Annotated in this window: 17 protein-coding genes and 1 pseudogene; 5 read left to right on the top strand and 13 right to left on the bottom strand. The window is 58.3% G+C overall.

Annotated features, from left to right (window positions below; all coding sequences use genetic code 11):
- Window positions 1-35: 35 nt before the first annotated feature.
- The 5 genes and pseudogenes from HU806_RS10020 to HU806_RS10000 all read right to left on the bottom strand — a co-directional run bounded on the left by HU806_RS10020 (window position 36) and on the right by HU806_RS10000 (window position 2,876).
- Window positions 36-680: a hypothetical protein gene (locus HU806_RS10020; RefSeq protein ID WP_186611219.1), complete on the bottom strand. Its 645-nt coding sequence runs from the start codon at window positions 678-680 to the stop codon at window positions 36-38.
- 19 nt (window positions 681-699) lie between these two features.
- Window positions 700-813: pseudogene (locus tag HU806_RS26820) on the bottom strand (Com family DNA-binding transcriptional regulator); the annotation flags it as partial.
- 30 nt (window positions 814-843) lie between these two features.
- Window positions 844-1,485 (bottom strand): hypothetical protein, encoded by a 642-nt coding sequence (locus tag HU806_RS10010; RefSeq protein WP_186611218.1) that lies wholly within the window; start codon window positions 1,483-1,485, stop codon window positions 844-846.
- Window positions 1,486-1,525: 40 nt separating this feature from the next.
- Window positions 1,526-1,681: a Com family DNA-binding transcriptional regulator gene (locus HU806_RS10005; RefSeq protein WP_186611266.1), complete on the bottom strand. Its 156-nt coding sequence runs from the start codon at window positions 1,679-1,681 to the stop codon at window positions 1,526-1,528.
- Between the two features lie 460 nt (window positions 1,682-2,141).
- Window positions 2,142-2,876: a LexA family transcriptional regulator gene (locus HU806_RS10000; RefSeq protein ID WP_186611265.1), complete on the bottom strand. Its 735-nt coding sequence runs from the start codon at window positions 2,874-2,876 to the stop codon at window positions 2,142-2,144.
- A 629-nt stretch (window positions 2,877-3,505) separates the two neighbouring features.
- Here HU806_RS10000 and HU806_RS09995 point away from each other — a divergent pair.
- The 4 genes from HU806_RS09995 to fdxA all read left to right on the top strand — a co-directional run bounded on the left by HU806_RS09995 (window position 3,506) and on the right by fdxA (window position 7,690).
- Window positions 3,506-4,231 carry a zeta toxin family protein gene (locus HU806_RS09995; protein ID WP_186611264.1) on the top strand — a complete coding sequence of 242 codons (726 nt, stop codon included), beginning with the start codon at window positions 3,506-3,508 and terminating at the stop codon, window positions 4,229-4,231.
- Window positions 4,228-4,395: a hypothetical protein gene (locus HU806_RS09990; RefSeq protein ID WP_186611217.1), complete on the top strand. Its 168-nt coding sequence runs from the start codon at window positions 4,228-4,230 to the stop codon at window positions 4,393-4,395. Before HU806_RS09995 ends, HU806_RS09990 begins: the two co-directional genes overlap by 4 nt.
- A 259-nt stretch (window positions 4,396-4,654) precedes the next feature.
- Window positions 4,655-7,222 (top strand): DNA mismatch repair protein MutS, encoded by a 2,568-nt coding sequence (mutS, locus tag HU806_RS09985; RefSeq protein WP_186611263.1) that lies wholly within the window; start codon window positions 4,655-4,657, stop codon window positions 7,220-7,222.
- A 144-nt stretch (window positions 7,223-7,366) separates the two neighbouring features.
- Window positions 7,367-7,690, top strand: a complete 324-nt coding sequence (gene fdxA / locus HU806_RS09980; RefSeq protein WP_030139464.1) for a ferredoxin FdxA — start codon at window positions 7,367-7,369, stop codon at window positions 7,688-7,690.
- Between the two features lie 490 nt (window positions 7,691-8,180).
- On the opposite strand, the gene rpoS is transcribed toward fdxA, so the two are convergent.
- The 8 genes from rpoS to HU806_RS09940 form a co-directional block, all read right to left on the bottom strand.
- The gene (gene rpoS / locus HU806_RS09975) at window positions 8,181-9,188 is read right to left on the bottom strand and encodes an RNA polymerase sigma factor RpoS (protein WP_186611216.1); all 1,008 of its coding nucleotides are present in this window, start codon (window positions 9,186-9,188) and stop codon (window positions 8,181-8,183) included.
- Between the two features lie 106 nt (window positions 9,189-9,294).
- Window positions 9,295-10,140, bottom strand: a complete 846-nt coding sequence (locus HU806_RS09970) for a peptidoglycan DD-metalloendopeptidase family protein (RefSeq protein ID WP_186611215.1) — start codon at window positions 10,138-10,140, stop codon at window positions 9,295-9,297.
- Window positions 10,141-10,366: 226 nt separating this feature from the next.
- Window positions 10,367-11,002: a protein-L-isoaspartate(D-aspartate) O-methyltransferase gene (locus HU806_RS09965; protein WP_161796107.1), complete on the bottom strand. Its 636-nt coding sequence runs from the start codon at window positions 11,000-11,002 to the stop codon at window positions 10,367-10,369.
- 41 nt (window positions 11,003-11,043) lie between these two features.
- Window positions 11,044-11,793: a 5'/3'-nucleotidase SurE gene (surE, locus tag HU806_RS09960; protein ID WP_186611214.1), complete on the bottom strand. Its 750-nt coding sequence runs from the start codon at window positions 11,791-11,793 to the stop codon at window positions 11,044-11,046.
- Entirely contained in the window at window positions 11,781-12,839 is a 1,059-nt protein-coding gene (gene truD, locus HU806_RS09955) for a tRNA pseudouridine(13) synthase TruD (protein ID WP_186611213.1), read from the bottom strand. Before truD ends, surE begins: the two co-directional genes overlap by 13 nt.
- Window positions 12,836-13,309: a 2-C-methyl-D-erythritol 2,4-cyclodiphosphate synthase gene (gene ispF, locus HU806_RS09950; RefSeq protein WP_186611212.1), complete on the bottom strand. Its 474-nt coding sequence runs from the start codon at window positions 13,307-13,309 to the stop codon at window positions 12,836-12,838. Before ispF ends, truD begins: the two co-directional genes overlap by 4 nt.
- Window positions 13,310-13,352: 43 nt before the next feature.
- On the bottom strand, window positions 13,353-14,198 hold the full coding sequence (gene fghA / locus HU806_RS09945; RefSeq protein ID WP_527251141.1) for an S-formylglutathione hydrolase: 846 nt from the start codon (window positions 14,196-14,198) through the stop codon (window positions 13,353-13,355).
- Window positions 14,199-14,289: 91 nt separating this feature from the next.
- Complete coding sequence (locus tag HU806_RS09940; RefSeq protein ID WP_186611211.1) at window positions 14,290-15,402, bottom strand: S-(hydroxymethyl)glutathione dehydrogenase/class III alcohol dehydrogenase; 1,113 nt, start codon at window positions 15,400-15,402, stop codon at window positions 14,290-14,292.
- 107 nt (window positions 15,403-15,509) lie between these two features.
- Here HU806_RS09940 and HU806_RS09935 point away from each other — a divergent pair, with 107 nt between their 5' ends.
- Window positions 15,510-16,406: a LysR substrate-binding domain-containing protein gene (locus HU806_RS09935; RefSeq protein ID WP_186611210.1), complete on the top strand. Its 897-nt coding sequence runs from the start codon at window positions 15,510-15,512 to the stop codon at window positions 16,404-16,406.
- Window positions 16,407-16,436: the final 30 nt, after the last annotated feature.

Here is a 16,436-nt window from a genome sequence, read left to right as displayed (position 1 = left end):
TGGGGGGTGGGTTAAGAACGAGAGAATCGATCACGCTATCGAGTGATGAGCATGTCGAGGCTGGTCGCGTCGCAGGAGTTGTTGGCTTTCCTATCGATGACCAGATAAAGCGAAGACGTCGGCGTGACTGCGATGCTGTTCAGCATGAACGTGGCGCTACCGCCGTTTGCCAGGCTCCCGGACTGGAGCACCGTGTCACCCAGGTTGAGCGACCAGCCAACACCATCCCCGCAAGCGTTATGCAGGTCATTGACCCGCCCCAGCACGTTGATATTGCCGGTGACAGGACTGGCCCAGCGGAAAATGCTCTGGCTGTTGGTACCGGGATGCGTGGCTACATCGCCCTGCTTGAACACGAAACTGGTGCCCGAGCCGGTGAAGGTGAAGCTTTCATTTGGAATGGAGATCCAAGCGCCCGTCGCATCGTCGCGCCAGCAGGTAGTGGGCTTGCCATTACAGACCCCGGCCTGGAACGACGGAAAGAGCGTGTAGTTGGCCGAGGCATTCGCCCCCGATTTGTTTTGCATGAACGACCAGGGCGAGCCGGCCGGAGCGGCCTCGGTCATCAGGTACATGTCCCGGGCCAGGTTCCACGACAGGGCCGTATCAGCCCAACTGTTCAGGGATACGAAGGACGACAGAAACACCGTCGCCAGCAGGATTTTTTGCAGTAGTTTCATCTTCTTGCCTCGATGGATGTCATTGAGTAAGGCGTCCAGGGTTTATCCCGCACGCAGTTCGCTCGCCGGCGTTCACTCGAGGCTCAACGGCCTTCACATGATTCAACGTTCCGCACCGGGAACATTTGATCTGGAGTTGGGTATTTTCATAAACCGATAACCGCTATTTGGTAATCAGCATGTCGATGGTGCTTGAGTCGCAGGAGTAATTGGTCTTTTTATCAAGGACGAAGTAAATAGGCGCAGCGGCGGTAACCGGTACATTGTTGAGGGAAAAAACAGCCCCCGCACCTTTGGCCAAGCTACCCGACTGCAGAACCGCACCGCCCTGGTTAAGCGACCATGCGACACCATCGCCACAGGCGCTGTGGATACTGTTGATACGTCCCAGAATATTGATGGCACCAGTGACAGGACTGGTCCAGCGGATGATGGTTTGACTATTCATGCCAGGATGAAAAATCACGTTACCTGGCGGAACAGTAAAGCTGCCGTTCCCACTGTAGTTATAGGTTTCCTTGTGAACGGTAACGTGAGCCCCGGACGGAATGTCTTGCCAGCAGGTCGCAGGTTTTCCGCCACATACATCGGCCGTAAACGACGGTAGAAGAATGTAGTTGTCGGGATTATTCACGCCAGAGGTGTTTTCCATGAACGCCCAAGGCGAGCCTGTCGCAACACGCTCTTTTGCGAAGATCACATCTTTTGCCAAGTTCCAGGATTGGGCGGTTTCAGCCCAAGCGTTAACGGATGCGCCAGAAAATAGAAACAAGCCCAGCAATGAAGCAACGGTAACTTTTTTCATGAGATAACCTTTTGATCCGGATGATTTTGATTACGCAGCTTTAGCGCTCATGTCGCTCGCTGGCGTTCACTCGAGGCTCAACGGCCTTCACATGATTCAACGTCCCGCATCGGGAACACTTGATCTGGAGTTCGGTGTTCTCGCCCACGCGGGCCAGAAGTCTTTTGCAGTGACCGCATCTGAAATCCTTCAGCATCGAAAGCCCTCCCATTGGCGGCGGTTTGAAGTGCCTTGTGGCACAGGCATTCCAAAAAGCCCGGTTGCCCAGGCTTTTCAGTAATGCGCTTGATCTTTCGGCGCGACTGGCGCGGTACGGATCCATTCAAATTGTTCCTCCGGCCGCGGCCCCTGCCCGCCGGATAACTGCTTCTGGTGCTTTACGCTGCACACCCGGGTCAGTTGCCAACCCTCTGAACCGTTAAAGGCCGGTTCATCGCTGCCTGTTGATGGAACTAAAGAGCTTCGTTGCCAGCCGCTTTGTCGAGCGGCTTGGACACAGAATATGCACGGATGCATATACAGTCAATGCATAAATGCATTTATTTATGCATGGTGAATGCGCTAATGCATGGAACCCTTGCAGATACGGGGTTGCGGGTTATCAGCAGGCGAAAAAAAACCCGCACGGTGGCGGGTTTTATTTGACAGCGGAGGGCTTAACGGGCGTACATGCCCCACCAGAAGACGTGACCGAGGATGACGATCTGTTCGTCTTGCATCTCCTGGAACGTGTAATCCTCGTCCGGATGTTCATCACGGTTGAAGCTGCGCAGGCGAATGCCGGTGGGCAGGCGGTAAAGTTGCTTTACCCGCAACTGGCCGTTGTGATTGATGGCGTAGAGGTCACCGTCGACGATGTCGCCGATCCCGCATTTGCCCGCATTCACCCCGACCGTCGCACCGTCGCGCAGAACCGGCAACATGCTGTTGCCGCGCACGGTCACGCACTTGGCCTGGTCGAACTGCACGCCGTTATGGCGCAGGCTGCGCTTGCCGAAGCGCAGGCTTGAGCGCTCGCTTTCCTCGATGACGAATCTTCCTGATCCAGCAGCCAATTCAACCTCACGCAGAAAAGGAACGGACACCTCGTCTTCCTCGACGGGCGTGTCATCGTCCCACAGGCTTATGTCCTTGAGTTCGGAATGCGGCTCTTCACGACGGCTGCCGCCGGACGACGCAACGTCGGCGCGCCCGCGCAACTGGTCAGTGCTCACGGCGAAATATTCGGCGATCTTCGAGATGTGTTTATCCGAGGGATCGACGATCTTGCCGCTGAGAATCCGCGAGAGAGTGGACTGAGGTACGCCGGTACGCCGGTGAAGCTCCGTAGGGGAGATCCCGTGCTGATCGAGCAATGCTCTTAATACGGTAGAAACGTTGCGTTTTTGCATAACGCGCATAATGCTTGTTCTTTTTGCGGAAGACAATTGCTGATTCGCATAAATATGCAGTTCCAGCCTTTTGCATTCACAGTGGCGAGGGAGCTTGCTCCCGCTTCACCGGGCTGGCGCTCCAGTGCGAAGCGCTCACAAAAAAGGGTCTGCTGCGCAGCCCAGCGGGAGCAAGCTCCCTCGCCACGGAATCGCCCTACACGCCCTTGGGAAAAGGCTCCAAAGCCGTCCTTCAAATGTGCGACGCAAGGCTACGTTTTCTTGCGCCTCTGCCTACAACTACGCCAGAATCCGCCGGCTAGTGCGCCTTGGACCCCACCGGTACCTTGACTCCATCACTGCCCATCACTGCCCATCAGTGATCGGGTTTAGTAGCTCGGTATTCCAAGGTGCTCACTGCTCCATTCAGCCTGGTGTTTCTTACCTGTGCTCAAATGGTAGCTGTGCGCAGGGCGCCCTCGGGCGCGCCGGTTCCTTGGATTCCCGGTCTACTAACCTGCGTACATCTGCCCCCCATCTCGTTTAGTAGCGCACTTGGCACAAGTAAGCCGCTTGAATCCGGGTCAAACATAGGATCATCGAGAAGGATTGGATTAATGACGGAGGATGCCGATACACCCAATCAGGAAATGGCTTTAGCAGATCAAACCGTTTTTGAAGACGCATTGCGCTTCGCACGATCCAACAAAAAAGCAATCGCAAAGCGACTTACGGATAAGGTGCTCTATCCACCAGAAGAAGCGCCGGTTTCCGTTTTCATGGCAGGTTCTCCTGGCGCTGGTAAAACCGAGGCCTCGATAGCTTTGGTGAATCTCTTCGCAGATACCGCCATCCTGCGGATAGACGCTGATGAGCTGAGAAGCGAATTTCCAGCTTACGCGGGAACAAATTCGTGGCTTTTTCAGGGTGGGGTTTCGATTTTGGTCGATAAGATGCTGGATTTTGCGTTGGATCAAAGGCAATCGTTCATCCTTGATGGAACATTTTCCAATATAGACGTTGCAAGACGGAATGTTGATCGCTCCTTAAAAAAAGGTCGCTTCATACAAATTTTGTATGTTTATCAATCGCCTGTGCTTGCCTGGGGGTTTGTCAACGCTCGTGAGGCGGCCGAGGGAAGAAGGATTCACAAGGAGCATTTCATCAAGCAATACTTCGCAGCACGTGACGTTGTGAACGCGCTTAAGCTAGAGTATCGAGGCGATGTCCATGTAGATCTGTTGCTCAAACATATCGACAATTCGGGACGACTTTACAAGGCTGGTGTCGATAAGATTGACTACCATATCCCTGAGCAACACACGCGGGCGGACCTAGAGGCCTTGCTCGAAGCACCGTCAGGAGGGCACCTATGATTTCGATCAAGCTTGGCTTGTCCAAAGGAACCAAAAGCACCTTCGCCGATTTTATTCGTAACGCGAAATCGGATCAAAAGAAGCGTGTTTATAGCGAGGTTTTGACGGAAGCTACCAAGCAGCAAAACTTGGTCATGATGCAGGCCGAGGCGAAACGAGCCTGATTTCAAGACTGAAGCGAAGCCCGACCATGTGTCGGGCTTTTTGTTGCCTGGTTCGTGCTTCACAGATATTTTTTCGCCACATGCTAGGGCAAATTTGGAGGACAGAAGCCCAGTTTCACTAACCTTATCGAAGCATCATCCCTGGGTCGCCCCCCACCCCCCATGTTAACCTTGCGCCCATCGCGGAAAAGCCGGGCCAATGCCCCTCCTTTTGCCCTACACCTTTCAACGAGCTTCCCTGACACCCATGAATACCGCCGTGAACGACCTGTCCTCCCACACGCCGATGATGCAACAGTACTGGCGCCTGAAGAACCAGCACCCCGACCAGCTGATGTTCTACCGCATGGGCGACTTCTACGAGATCTTCTACGAGGACGCGAAGAAAGCCGCCAAGCTGTTGGACATCACCCTGACGGCGCGTGGGCAATCGGCGGGCATGGCGATTCCGATGTGTGGGATTCCTTACCACGCGGCGGAAGGTTATCTGGCGAAGCTGGTCAAGCTCGGCGAATCCGTGGTGATCTGCGAGCAAGTCGGCGACCCGGCCACCAGCAAAGGCCCTGTTGAGCGCCAGGTCGTGCGGATCATCACCCCGGGCACGGTCAGTGACGAAGCCTTGCTGGATGAACGCCGGGACAACCTGATCGCGGCGGTGTTGGGCGATGAGCGCCTGTTCGGCCTGGCGGTGCTGGACATCACCAGCGGCAATTTCTCGGTGCTGGAAATCAAGGGCTGGGAAAACCTGCTGGCGGAGCTGGAGCGGGTCAACCCGGTGGAACTGTTGATTCCCGATGATTGGCCCAAAGACCTGCCGGCAGAAAAACGCCGAGGCGTACGTCGTCGGGCGCCGTGGGATTTTGAGCGCGACTCGGCGCTGAAAAGTCTCTGCCAGCAATTCTCCACCCAAGACCTCAAGGGCTTCGGTTGCGAGACCCTGACCCTGGCCATCGGCGCGGCCGGTTGCCTGCTGGCCTACGCCAAGGAAACCCAGCGCACCGCCCTGCCCCATTTGCGCAGCCTGCGTCACGAGCGCCTGGATGACACCGTGGTGCTGGACGGCGCGAGCCGACGCAACCTGGAGCTGGACACCAACCTGGCCGGCGGGCGCGACAACACCCTGCAATCGGTAGTCGATCGCTGCCAGACCGCCATGGGCAGCCGCCTGCTGACCCGCTGGCTGAACCGTCCGCTACGTGACCTGACCGTTTTGCTGGCGCGCCAAACCTCCATTACCTGCCTGCTCGACCGCTATCGTTTCGAGCAGTTGCAACCCCAGCTCAAGGAAATCGGCGACATCGAGCGGATCCTCGCCCGTATCGGCTTGCGCAACGCCCGACCCCGCGATTTGGCGCGCTTGCGCGATGCCCTCGGCGCATTGCCCGAACTTCAGCTGGCGATGACCGACCTCGAAGCGCCGCACCTGCAACAACTGGCGCGCACCACCAGCACCTACCCGGACCTGGCCGCGCTGTTGGACAAAGCCATTATCGACAACCCGCCGGCGGTGATTCGCGACGGTGGCGTGTTGAAAACCGGCTACGACGCCGAACTCGACGAGCTGCAATCGTTGAGTGAGAACGCCGGCCAGTTCCTGATCGACCTCGAAGCCCGTGAAAAGGCCCGAACGGGCCTGGCCAACCTCAAGGTCGGCTACAACCGCATCCACGGTTATTTCATCGAACTGCCGAGCAAGCAGGCCGAGCAAGCCCCGGCTGACTACATTCGCCGCCAGACCCTCAAGGGCGCCGAGCGTTTCATCACCCCGGAACTCAAGGCGTTCGAGGACAAGGCGCTGTCGGCCAAAAGCCGCGCCCTGGCCCGCGAGAAGATGCTCTACGAAGCGCTGCTCGAAGACCTGATCAGCCAGCTGCCACCGTTGCAGGACACCGCCGGCGCACTGGCGGAGCTGGACGTCTTGAGCAACCTGGCGGAGCGCGCACTGAACCTGGACCTCAACTGCCCGCGCTTCGTCAGCGAGCCGTGCATGCGCATCAGCCAGGGTCGCCACCCGGTCGTCGAACAGGTGTTAACCACGCCGTTCGTGGCCAACGACCTGAGCCTGGACGACAACACCCGCATGCTGGTGATCACCGGTCCGAACATGGGCGGTAAATCGACCTACATGCGCCAGACCGCGCTGATCGTGCTGCTGGCACATATCGGCAGTTTCGTGCCGGCGGCGAGCTGCGAACTGTCCCTGGTGGACCGCATCTTCACCCGGATCGGCTCCAGCGACGACTTGGCCGGCGGGCGTTCGACCTTCATGGTGGAAATGAGCGAAACCGCGAACATCTTGCACAACGCCACCGAGCGCAGTTTGGTGCTGATGGACGAAGTCGGCCGTGGCACCAGCACCTTCGATGGCCTTTCCCTGGCGTGGGCGGCGGCCGAGCGCCTGGCCCAGTTGCGGGCCTACACGTTGTTCGCCACGCATTATTTCGAACTGACGGTGTTGCCGGAGAGCCAGCCGCTGGTGGCCAACGTCCACCTCAACGCCACCGAGCACAACGAACGTATCGTGTTCCTGCACCACGTACTGCCGGGCCCGGCCAGCCAGAGCTACGGTTTGGCCGTGGCGCAGCTGGCCGGCGTGCCAAGCGACGTCATTACCCGTGCCCGCGAGCACCTGAGTCGCCTGGAAACCACCAGCCTGCCGCACGAAGTACCTCGACCTACCAAAGGCAAACCAGCCGTACCGCAGCAAAGCGACCTGTTCGCCAGCCTGCCGCACCCGGTGCTCGATGAACTGGCCAAGCTTGACCTTGATGACATGACCCCGCGTCGGGCATTGGATTTACTCTATACATTGAAGACACGGATCTAACGCATAGGCTTTCAAGCTGTTAGAATCTCGCGCGGTTTGGGATGCTGCGACCTTATTAGCCTGGGTTTGCAGATTATCGCTCCCAAACCTTGCGACCCCGCCGTGAAGGGGCTTCGCTGCAGCCGCCTGAGGAGAGAATTAGAAATGACCTTCGTCGTCACCGACAACTGCATCAAGTGCAAGTACACCGACTGCGTAGAAGTGTGTCCGGTGGACTGCTTTTACGAAGGGCCGAATTTCCTGGTCATCCACCCGGACGAGTGCATCGACTGCGCCCTGTGTGAACCGGAATGCCCGGCAAATGCCATTTTCTCGGAGGACGAAGTGCCGGCCGGCATGGAGAACTTCATCGAGCTGAACGCCGAACTGGCGGACATCTGGCCGAACATCACCGAGAAGAAAGACGCCCTGCCGGACGCCGAAGAGTGGGATGGCAAGACTGGCAAGATCGCAGACCTGGAACGCTGATCCCAGCGTTTACTGAAAAGGCCCCTTGCGGGCCTTTTTGCTTTTTCGAGCATGGCAAATTACAGACAAAAAAAAGGGGCGGTTTGACCCGCCCACATTTTTTCCCTAATCCCTTTAATCCTTTTCATCGTCCTGATGAATCGCTCCTGCGATGTCCTTCCTGCCCATCGTCCTTGGCGGGTGTGTCTGTCCGTCGACACAGGACTGATATTAGTGTTTTGCCGCGGTAGTGCAATCGGCCTGGTCCGTCCCCTTTCCCGCTGTAACGCCTCAGTCACAAACAATAAATCCTTATAGAACAATTAGTTAGAAAAAATCTACACCTTTGTTAGCCATCTATCCTATCGGCGGGAAACCGAACACTTACGTAACACTAGGCAAAGGCTTACAAGCTGAAACTACAAATTGGGTAGGACTTGAAAGATTGCCGCCGGCAAACGCAAAAGCCCCGAACCAGTCGGGGCTTCTTCTACCGTGCTTGCGTGAGGTGTTATTGGAACAACGATTCGCTCGACAACCCATTTTTCTCCAGGATCTCCCGGAGGCGCTTGAGGCCTTCGACCTGGATCTGCCTGACCCGCTCCCGAGTCAAACCAATCTCCAGGCCGACGTCTTCGAGCGTGCTGCTCTCATGACCGCGTAAGCCGAAGCGGCGAATAACCACTTCCCGTTGCTTGTCCGTGAGTTCCGAAAGCCACTGATCGATGCTCTGGGACAGATCATCATCCTGGAGCAATTCGCACGGGTCGGTCGGACGATCATCGGTGAGAGTATCGAGCAGAGTCTTGTCCGAATCCGGCCCCAGCGAAACGTCCACCGAGGAAACCCGCTCATTGAGACCCAGCATGCGCTTGACCTCGCCCACCGGTTTCTCCAGCAGGTTGGCGATTTCTTCGGGCGAAGGTTCATGGTCGAGTTTCTGGGTCAATTCACGAGCGGCCCGCAGGTACACGTTCAGTTCCTTGACCACATGAATCGGCAACCGGATGGTCCGGGTCTGATTCATGATTGCCCGCTCAATGGTCTGACGAATCCACCAAGTGGCATAGGTCGAGAAACGGAAGCCGCGCTCAGGATCGAATTTCTCGACGGCGCGAATCAGCCCCAGATTGCCCTCTTCAATCAGGTCCAGCAGCGAAAGCCCACGATTGACGTAACGTCGGGCGATTTTCACCACCAGGCGCAGGTTACTTTCAATCATGCGTTTTCGACCGGCAGGGTCGCCGCTTTGCGACAGGCGCGCAAAATGAACTTCTTCCTCGGGGGAGAGCAGCGGCGAAAAACCGATTTCGTTGAGGTAAAGCTGAGTGGCGTCCAGCGCCCGGGTGTAGTCGATGTACTTATGTTGTTTAAGTGAAGCGGAGTGTTTGGATTTGGCACGAACGGAAGGTGGAGTCGCCCCTTCATCATTCGACATCGAATCCATAGCGATGCCGGTGTCCATAAGGAGCACCTCATCGTCGATGTCAAACTCCGGCACTTCTTTACTGAGAGCCATTGTTATAGTCCTTTGGTGAGTTCGACCTCAAGCTCGAGCGACGCCTTTATCCTTGGCAACGCTGGAGCCTGTTCCCTCTACGTGACGGAACAGGCTGACAACTGAATCAACGACGTGGCAGGAATTGCAGCGGATCTACGGGCTTACCTTGTCGGCGAATCTCAAAATGAAGTTTCACCCGGTCCGTACCCGTCGAGCCCATTTCGGCAATTGTCTGTCCGACCTTGACTTGCTGCCCCTCCCGAACCAACAGCCTGCGGTTGTGACCGTAGGCACTGACGTAGGTATCGCTGTGTTTGATGATCACGAGTTCGCCGTAGCCCCTTAAACCACTCCCGGCGTACACAACCGTGCCATCAGACGCGGCTAAAACAGGCTGTCCCAAATCCCCGGCGATATCAATTCCTTTATTCAAACTACCGTTTGAAGAGAATTTTCCAATGAGAACGCCATTAGAAGGCCACCCCCAGCCGGTCGGGGCGGGGCCTGCCGGAGGCATCGGCGCGGGCGCCGGCTTGTTCGCGACGGACGGTACAGTCACCGTTGCAGCACCGGCCGGACGACGAATGACCGTGGTTTTGCTTGACGATGATGGGGTCGAACCCGACTGCGTGACGACCGCGGTCGGCGTTGAACCGCTGCGACCATCAAAGCGAATTGTCTGACCCGGATGGATCGTATAAGGCGCAGGAATGTTGTTGCGGGCCGCGAGGGCTTTGTAGTCCCAGCCGTAGCGAAAAGCGATGGAAAACAGCGTATCGCCGCGACGGACTACATATTGGCCGGTCGTCACTGTAGGACGTTGTGGCGTCGCATTGTTGCGATCGACCACCCGGACGTTACCCGATGGCGTACTGGAACAACCGACCAGCAAGGTACTCAAGAGAAGGCCAGTCACCAGGCGCTTAAAGCTCGTGATACCCATACGCTGCGCAATGACTGTGAGACTCACCCGCCGCTCCCTTTGTGGTGGCTGAAGAAATGGATAGCTGCCTGTCCAGGCAGACCTGTTGCCCCGTGGCTGACCGGTACCGCTCCTTTATAAAGGAAGCGCGAAAGGCCGCCGCACACGTTTGCTCGACGCTGTTGAACGCTGTTTGACAGGCCAGTGCTCGACTGACCGGTGCAGCCGTAAGACACAGCCCATGCCACGGAATTCAGCGCTCGTTTATAAATGCTCAGGCCAACGGTCCATTGAGCAATGGCACAAAACGCACTGCCCCGAGGACGTGTCGAGAAAAACCGTGCTCTTCGCGAACGATCAACATCAGTTGCTGGACTTCGCCCGCGCCTACCGGAATGACCAGGCGCCCGCCGGGTGCGAGTTGGTCCAGCAAGGCCTGCGGCACGTCCGTGGCAACGGCCGTGACAATGATGCCGTTATAAGGCGCCAGCGCCGGCCAGCCTTCCCAACCGTCGCCCCAGCGAAACACCACGTTGCGCAGGTTCAGCTCCACCAGGCGCTCCTTGGCGCGATCCTGCAGCACCTTGATGCGCTCCACGGAAAACACCCGCTCCACCAGTTGCGACAATACTGCGGTCTGGTAACCCGACCCCGTGCCGATCTCCAGCACCTTGTCCAACGGCCCCGCCTCAAGCAGCAACTCGCTCATGCGAGCAACCATATAAGGCTGGGAAATGGTCTGGTTGTGGCCGATCGGCAACGCGGTGTCTTCGTAGGCACGATGGGCCAAGGCTTCATCGACGAACAAATGCCGTGGCGTGCGACGGATCACTTCCAGCACCTGGGCATTAGACAGCCCTTCTTCGTAGAGCCGCTGGATCAGTCGCTCCCGGGTGCGCTGGGAGGTCATGCCGATTCCGCGGCGGAGCATATCGTCTTGTTCGCGAGCCATCAGCGCAGCCCCTCCAGCCAGCCATCAAGATGTCGAAAGGCATCGTTGAAGGTCCGATCGAGCTGCAAGGGCGTGATCGAGACATAGCCTTGCATGACCGCATGAAAGTCCGTGCCAGGCCCGCCATCCTCGGCATCGCCGGCGGCGGCGATCCAGTAGCCGGCCTTGCCGCGTGGGTCGACGACGTGCATCGGTTTGGCGGCGCGGGTGCGATGGCCCAGGCGGGTCAGTTGGATGCCGCGAATATGGTCAAGCGGCAGATTCGGAATGTTCACATTCAGCACCGTGCGCGGCGGCAGGTCCAGCTCGCCGTGGGCCTGCACCAGTTTACGGGCGAAGTAGGCGGCGGTGGGCAAGTTATCGACCTGCCGTGAAACAAACGAAAAGGCAAACGAAGTATGGTTCAGGAAACGACCTTCCAGGGCTGCCGCGACAGTACCGGAATACAGCACGTCGTCGCCAAGATTAGCGCCCAGGTTGATACCTGAGACCACCATGTCCGGCTCGCGCTCCAACAGGCCATTAAGGCCCAGGTGCACACAATCGGTCGGCGTGCCGTTGAGACTGATGAAGCCGTTGTCCAGATAGCAGGGGTGCAGCGGACGGTCGAGCGTCAGCGAGCTGCTGGCGCCGCTTTTGTCCTGGTCCGGGGCGATGACCACGCACTCGGCAAAATCCGCCAGCGCAGCATAAAGCGCGGCAAGGCCGGGTGCTGTCACCCCGTCGTCGTTAGAAATCAGAATACGCATGGGCTGTCCGTCTGCCCTACCGGCACCAGATCGACGAGTTCGCGCACCAAGACAGTGGCGAAGCATCCGGCCGGCAGGACGAATTCCAATTGCAGAATGTCAGGCGAGGGATAATGCCACGACAGCCCGCCGATGGGCAGTCGCAGGATGCGACGTTCGTGACTCATTCCCGCGTTTATCAACCAGTCTCGCAACGACGCCTCGCTTTCGGCGACGGCCTGCTCAAGCTCGAAGACCGCGCCAGCGGTAGGCGAAGGGCCTTCGCCCCACTGAGGCCCGGTCGGGTGCAGGTCGAGGATCGCCAGGCGCGGATCGCTGCATTCAGCTTCGCCCGCCGGGAAGAAACTGCGACTATCAGTGAACGCCAGCAAATCGCCTACCTGGGCGGTTTGCCAGGTGCCGTCGGCCACCCGGGCCGCCAGCACTTTGTTAAATAGAAAGCTACGGGCCGTGGACAGCAGGCGCGAACGCACGTTGCGCTGCTCCGGCAATGCCCCACGAGCAGCCCAGGCACGGGCATCAACGACGTTGCCACCGTCATGGCCAAAACGCTGGGCGCCGAAATAGTTCGGAATGCCTTGGCGAATAATCTTTTGCAGACGCGCTTCGATAGCCTCTTTGTCGCCCTTGAATTGGGTCAGGCGCAGGGTGAAACCATTGGCCGAATGCGCGCCGCGCTGCAGTTTGCGCCGATGGCGACCGGTCTTGAGAACCTTCAGCGTTTCATTTTCCGCCGCCGACAAATCCGGGTCGGCCTTGCCTGGCAGTTGCACGCTGAACCATTGGCGAGTCAGGGCCTGGCGATCCTTGAGCCCGGCATAGCTGACCGTGCGCAACGGTACGCCGGCAGCCTTGGCAATGCGTCGGGCCGCTTCTTCGGTATTCAGGCCGCGTTTTTCAACCCAGATCCACAAATGCTCGCCATCGCCGCTCAACGGAATATCGAGCACTTCATCGACCTGGAAATCTTCCGCCGTGGCCTTGAGTACCGCGCTGCCCAGCGACTCACCGTAGGCCCGCGGGCCCAATAGTTCGAGTTCGGTCATGGGCGCAGCAACAACGCAACGGAATGGACGGCAATGCCTTCTTCGCGACCGACGAAGCCAAGCTTCTCGGTGGTGGTGGCTTTCACGTTCACCTGGTCCAGCTCAACCTGCAGATCCTCGGCAATCCGCAGGCGCATCGCTTCGATGTGTGGCGCCATCTTGGGCGCCTGGGCAACGATCGTGTTGTCGACGTTGCCGATTTTCCAGCCTTTGGCGTGGATCAACGAAACCACGTGACGCAGCAACACGCGGCTGTCGGCGCCCTTGAATTGCGGGTCGGTGTCCGGGAAGTGTTTGCCGATATCGCCCAAGGCGGCCGCGCCAAGCAATGCATCGCTCAGGGCGTGCAGCAAAACGTCACCGTCAGAATGCGCGAGCAGCCCGAAGCCGTGTGCGATACGCACGCCGCCCAGAGTAATGAAGTCGCCTTCAGCGAAACGGTGAACATCGTAGCCGTGGCCAATACGCATAAAAAAACGCCCCGATTTTTGTCAGGGCGTGATTCTACCTGCATTAGCCGTTCAGGGCGCGTGCATGATGTTGCAAGTGTTCATCGATGAAGCTGGCGATGAAGAAGTAGCTGTGGTCATAGCCTGGTTGCAGGCGCAGTTCCAAAGGATGGCCGGCCGCCTTGGCGGCTTGTTGCAAGGCTTCGGGCTTGAGCTGGTTGGCCAGGAAATCGTCACGATCACCCTGATCCACCAGCAGCGGGAGCTTTTCACCGGCCTCGGCGATCAACGCACAGGCATCCCACTCACGCCATTTCGAGCGGTCTTCCCCCAGATAGCGGGAGAAAGCTTTCTGCCCCCATGGGCAATCCATGGGGTTGTTGATTGGCGAAAACGCCGATACCGAGCGGTAACGCCCGGGGTTGCGCAACGCGCAGACCAGCGCGCCATGCCCACCCATGGAGTGACCACTGATGCCGCGTTTATCGGACGCCGGGAAATGGGCTTCGACCAGCGCCGGCAATTCCTGCACGACGTAGTCATGCATCCGATAATGCCGCGCCCAAGGATCCTGCGTGGCGTTGACATAAAAACCCGCGCCGAGCCCAAAGTCCCAAGCGCCATCCGGATCGCCCGGCACCTCGGCGCCACGGGGACTGGTGTCCGGCGCGACAATGATCAGCCCCAACTCGGCAGCCAAGCGCTGGGCGCCGGCCTTCTGCATGAAGTTTTCGTCGGTGCAGGTCAGTCCGGACAGCCAATACAACACGGGTAACTTGCCGCCCTGCTCCGCCTGCGGCGGAAGGTAGACGGCAAACACCATGTCACAACCAAGCACTTCGGAACGGTGCCGGTAACGCTTGTGCCAGCCGCCGAAGCTTTTCTGGCAGGAAATGTTTTCGAGGTTCATGGGCAATACATCAGCGGCAAGCTTCAAGCTTCAAGCTGCAAGTGGGCGGTGAACGACTTGCAGCTTGCAGCTTGGAGCTTATGGCTGCTCCTTAGAAATGAATAACGGTACGAATGCTCTTGCCTTCGTGCATCAGGTCAAAGGCTTTGTTGATATCTTCCAGGCCCATGGTGTGGGTAATGAACGTGTCCAGCGGGATCTCGCCTTTCTCGGCCATTTCCACGTAGCTGGGCAACTCGCTGCGACCGCGCACGCCGCCAAACGCCGAACCGCGCCAGACGCGCCCGGTCACCAACTGGAATGGACGGGTGGCTATTTCCTGCCCGGCCCCGGCCACGCCGATGATCACCGACTCGCCCCAACCTTTGTGGCAGCATTCCAGCGCGGCACGCATCAGGTGAACGTTGCCGATGCACTCGAAAGAAAAGTCCACGCCGCCGTCGGTCATATCGACGATGACTTCCTGGATCGGACGGTCGAAGTCTTTCGGGTTGACGCAGTCGGTAGCACCGAGCTGCTTGGCGATTTCGAACTTGGCCGGGTTGATGTCGATGGCAATGATGCGCGAAGCCTTGGCTTTCACGGCGCCAATCACCGCTGACAGGCCGATGCCGCCCAGGCCAAAAATGGCCACGGTGTCACCCGGCTTGACCTTCGCGGTGTTGAGCACCGCGCCGATACCCGTGGTGACGCCACAACCCAGCAGGCAGACCTTTTCCAGCGGCGCTTCTTTTGGAATCTTCGCGACGGAGATTTCCGGCAACACGGTGTACTCGGAGAACGTCGAAGTGCCCATGTAGTGGAAAATCGTCTCGCCCTTGTAGGAAAAACGCGAGGTGCCATCCGGCATCAAACCCTTGCCTTGGGTAGCGCGAATCGCCTGGCACAGGTTGGTCTTGCCCGACTTACAGAATTTGCACTGGCCGCACTCCGGGGTATAGAGCGGAATCACGTGGTCACCCACCGCCACCGACGTCACCCCTTCACCGATGGCTTCGACAATCGCGCCGCCCTCGTGGCCGAGGATCGACGGGAAAATCCCCTCCGGGTCGGCGCCGGACAAAGTGTAGGCATCGGTATGACAAACACCCGAAGCCACCACGCGCAGCAACACTTCGCCTGCCTTGGGCATGGCGACGTCGACTTCGACGATTTCCAGCGGTTTCTTGGCCTCGAAGGCAACGGCGGCGCGCGACTTGATCATGCGGATACTCCAGCAAATAAAAACGAGACGAGGAGTGTAATCCTCCGCCGGACGATGAATAATCCGGTCGAAAGCAAAACATTATTGCTATACAGGGACAATCTTAAATGTCTGATAGCCGCTGGGAAGGAATCGACGAGTTTGTCGCCGTGGCCGAATGCAGCCAATTCACCGCCGCCGCCGAACGCCTTGGGGTTTCTTCGTCCCATATCAGTCGACAAATCGTACGGCTTGAAGAGCGTCTTCAAACACGATTGCTCTATCGCAGCACTCGCCGGGTAACGCTGACCGAAGCCGGCCAAACCTTTTTGCAGCATTGCCAGCGCCTCCAGGACGGACGCGAAGAAGCGTTGCGGGCGGTGGGCGACCTGACCAGCGAACCCAAGGGCATGCTTCGAATGACCTGCGCCGTGGCTTATGGCGAACGGTTCATCGTGCCGTTGGTGACGAGGTTCATGGGGATTTATCCGCAGTTGCGGGTGGACATCGAACTGAGCAACCGGCCACTGGACCTGGTGCACGAAAGCCTGGACCTGGCGATTCGTCTCGGCCGTTTACAGGACTCGCGCCTGGTGGCCACGCGCCTGGCGCCACGGCAAATGTACCTGTGCGCTTCACCGTCCTATCTGGAACGCTACGGCCGGCCCCACAGTTTGTCTGAATTGAGTCGCCACAACTGCCTGATCGGCAGCTCCGACCTCTGGCAGCTGGAACAGAACGGCCGGGAGTTTTCGCAGCGGATACAGGGAAACTGGCGTTGCAACAGTGGGCAGGCGGTGTTGGACGCTGCGCTGCAAGGCGTGGGGTTGTGCCAGCTTCCGGATTATTACGTCCTGGAGCACTTGAAAAGCGGTGCGTTGATTTCACTGCTGGAAGCCCATCAGCCCCCCAACACGGCGGTGTGGGCGTTGTATCCCCAGCAGCGGCATTTATCGCCGAAGGTGCGCAAGTTGGTGGATTACTTGAAGGAAGGGTTGGCGCAGCGGCCGGAATACCGCGGTTAGGAGCCGGCGGTTTCATGGCTATTGAACCCG

It is taken from the genome of Pseudomonas sp. SWRI154, assembly GCF_014268645.1.
Lineage (GTDB): Bacteria > Pseudomonadota > Gammaproteobacteria > Pseudomonadales > Pseudomonadaceae > Aquipseudomonas > Aquipseudomonas marvdashtae.
Note: the sequence above shows the minus strand (reverse complement) of the source record. Positions and strands in the feature narration are given on the sequence as shown.

Coding starts and splice junctions, on each gene's coding strand:
- HU806_RS09990 (WP_186611217.1), top strand. CDS start 4,228: ATGATTTCGATCAAGCTTGGCTTGTCCAAAGGAACCAAAAGCACCTTC.
- HU806_RS10020 (WP_186611219.1), bottom strand. CDS start 680: ATGAAACTACTGCAAAAAATCCTGCTGGCGACGGTGTTTCTGTCGTCC.
- HU806_RS09995 (WP_186611264.1), top strand. CDS start 3,506: ATGGCTTTAGCAGATCAAACCGTTTTTGAAGACGCATTGCGCTTCGCA.
- truD (WP_186611213.1), bottom strand. CDS start 12,839: ATGACCGAACTCGAACTATTGGGCCCGCGGGCCTACGGTGAGTCGCTG.
- HU806_RS09965 (WP_161796107.1), bottom strand. CDS start 11,002: ATGACCTCCCAGCGCACCCGGGAGCGACTGATCCAGCGGCTCTACGAA.
- HU806_RS10000 (WP_186611265.1), bottom strand. CDS start 2,876: ATGCAAAAACGCAACGTTTCTACCGTATTAAGAGCATTGCTCGATCAG.
- HU806_RS09940 (WP_186611211.1), bottom strand. CDS start 15,402: ATGATCAAGTCGCGCGCCGCCGTTGCCTTCGAGGCCAAGAAACCGCTG.
- fdxA (WP_030139464.1), top strand. CDS start 7,367: ATGACCTTCGTCGTCACCGACAACTGCATCAAGTGCAAGTACACCGAC.
- rpoS (WP_186611216.1), bottom strand. CDS start 9,188: ATGGCTCTCAGTAAAGAAGTGCCGGAGTTTGACATCGACGATGAGGTG.
- HU806_RS09935 (WP_186611210.1), top strand. CDS start 15,510: ATGTCTGATAGCCGCTGGGAAGGAATCGACGAGTTTGTCGCCGTGGCC.
- fghA (WP_527251141.1), bottom strand. CDS start 14,198: ATGAACCTCGAAAACATTTCCTGCCAGAAAAGCTTCGGCGGCTGGCAC.
- surE (WP_186611214.1), bottom strand. CDS start 11,793: ATGCGTATTCTGATTTCTAACGACGACGGGGTGACAGCACCCGGCCTT.
- HU806_RS10010 (WP_186611218.1), bottom strand. CDS start 1,485: ATGAAAAAAGTTACCGTTGCTTCATTGCTGGGCTTGTTTCTATTTTCT.
- ispF (WP_186611212.1), bottom strand. CDS start 13,309: ATGCGTATTGGCCACGGCTACGATGTTCACCGTTTCGCTGAAGGCGAC.
- HU806_RS10005 (WP_186611266.1), bottom strand. CDS start 1,681: ATGCTGAAGGATTTCAGATGCGGTCACTGCAAAAGACTTCTGGCCCGC.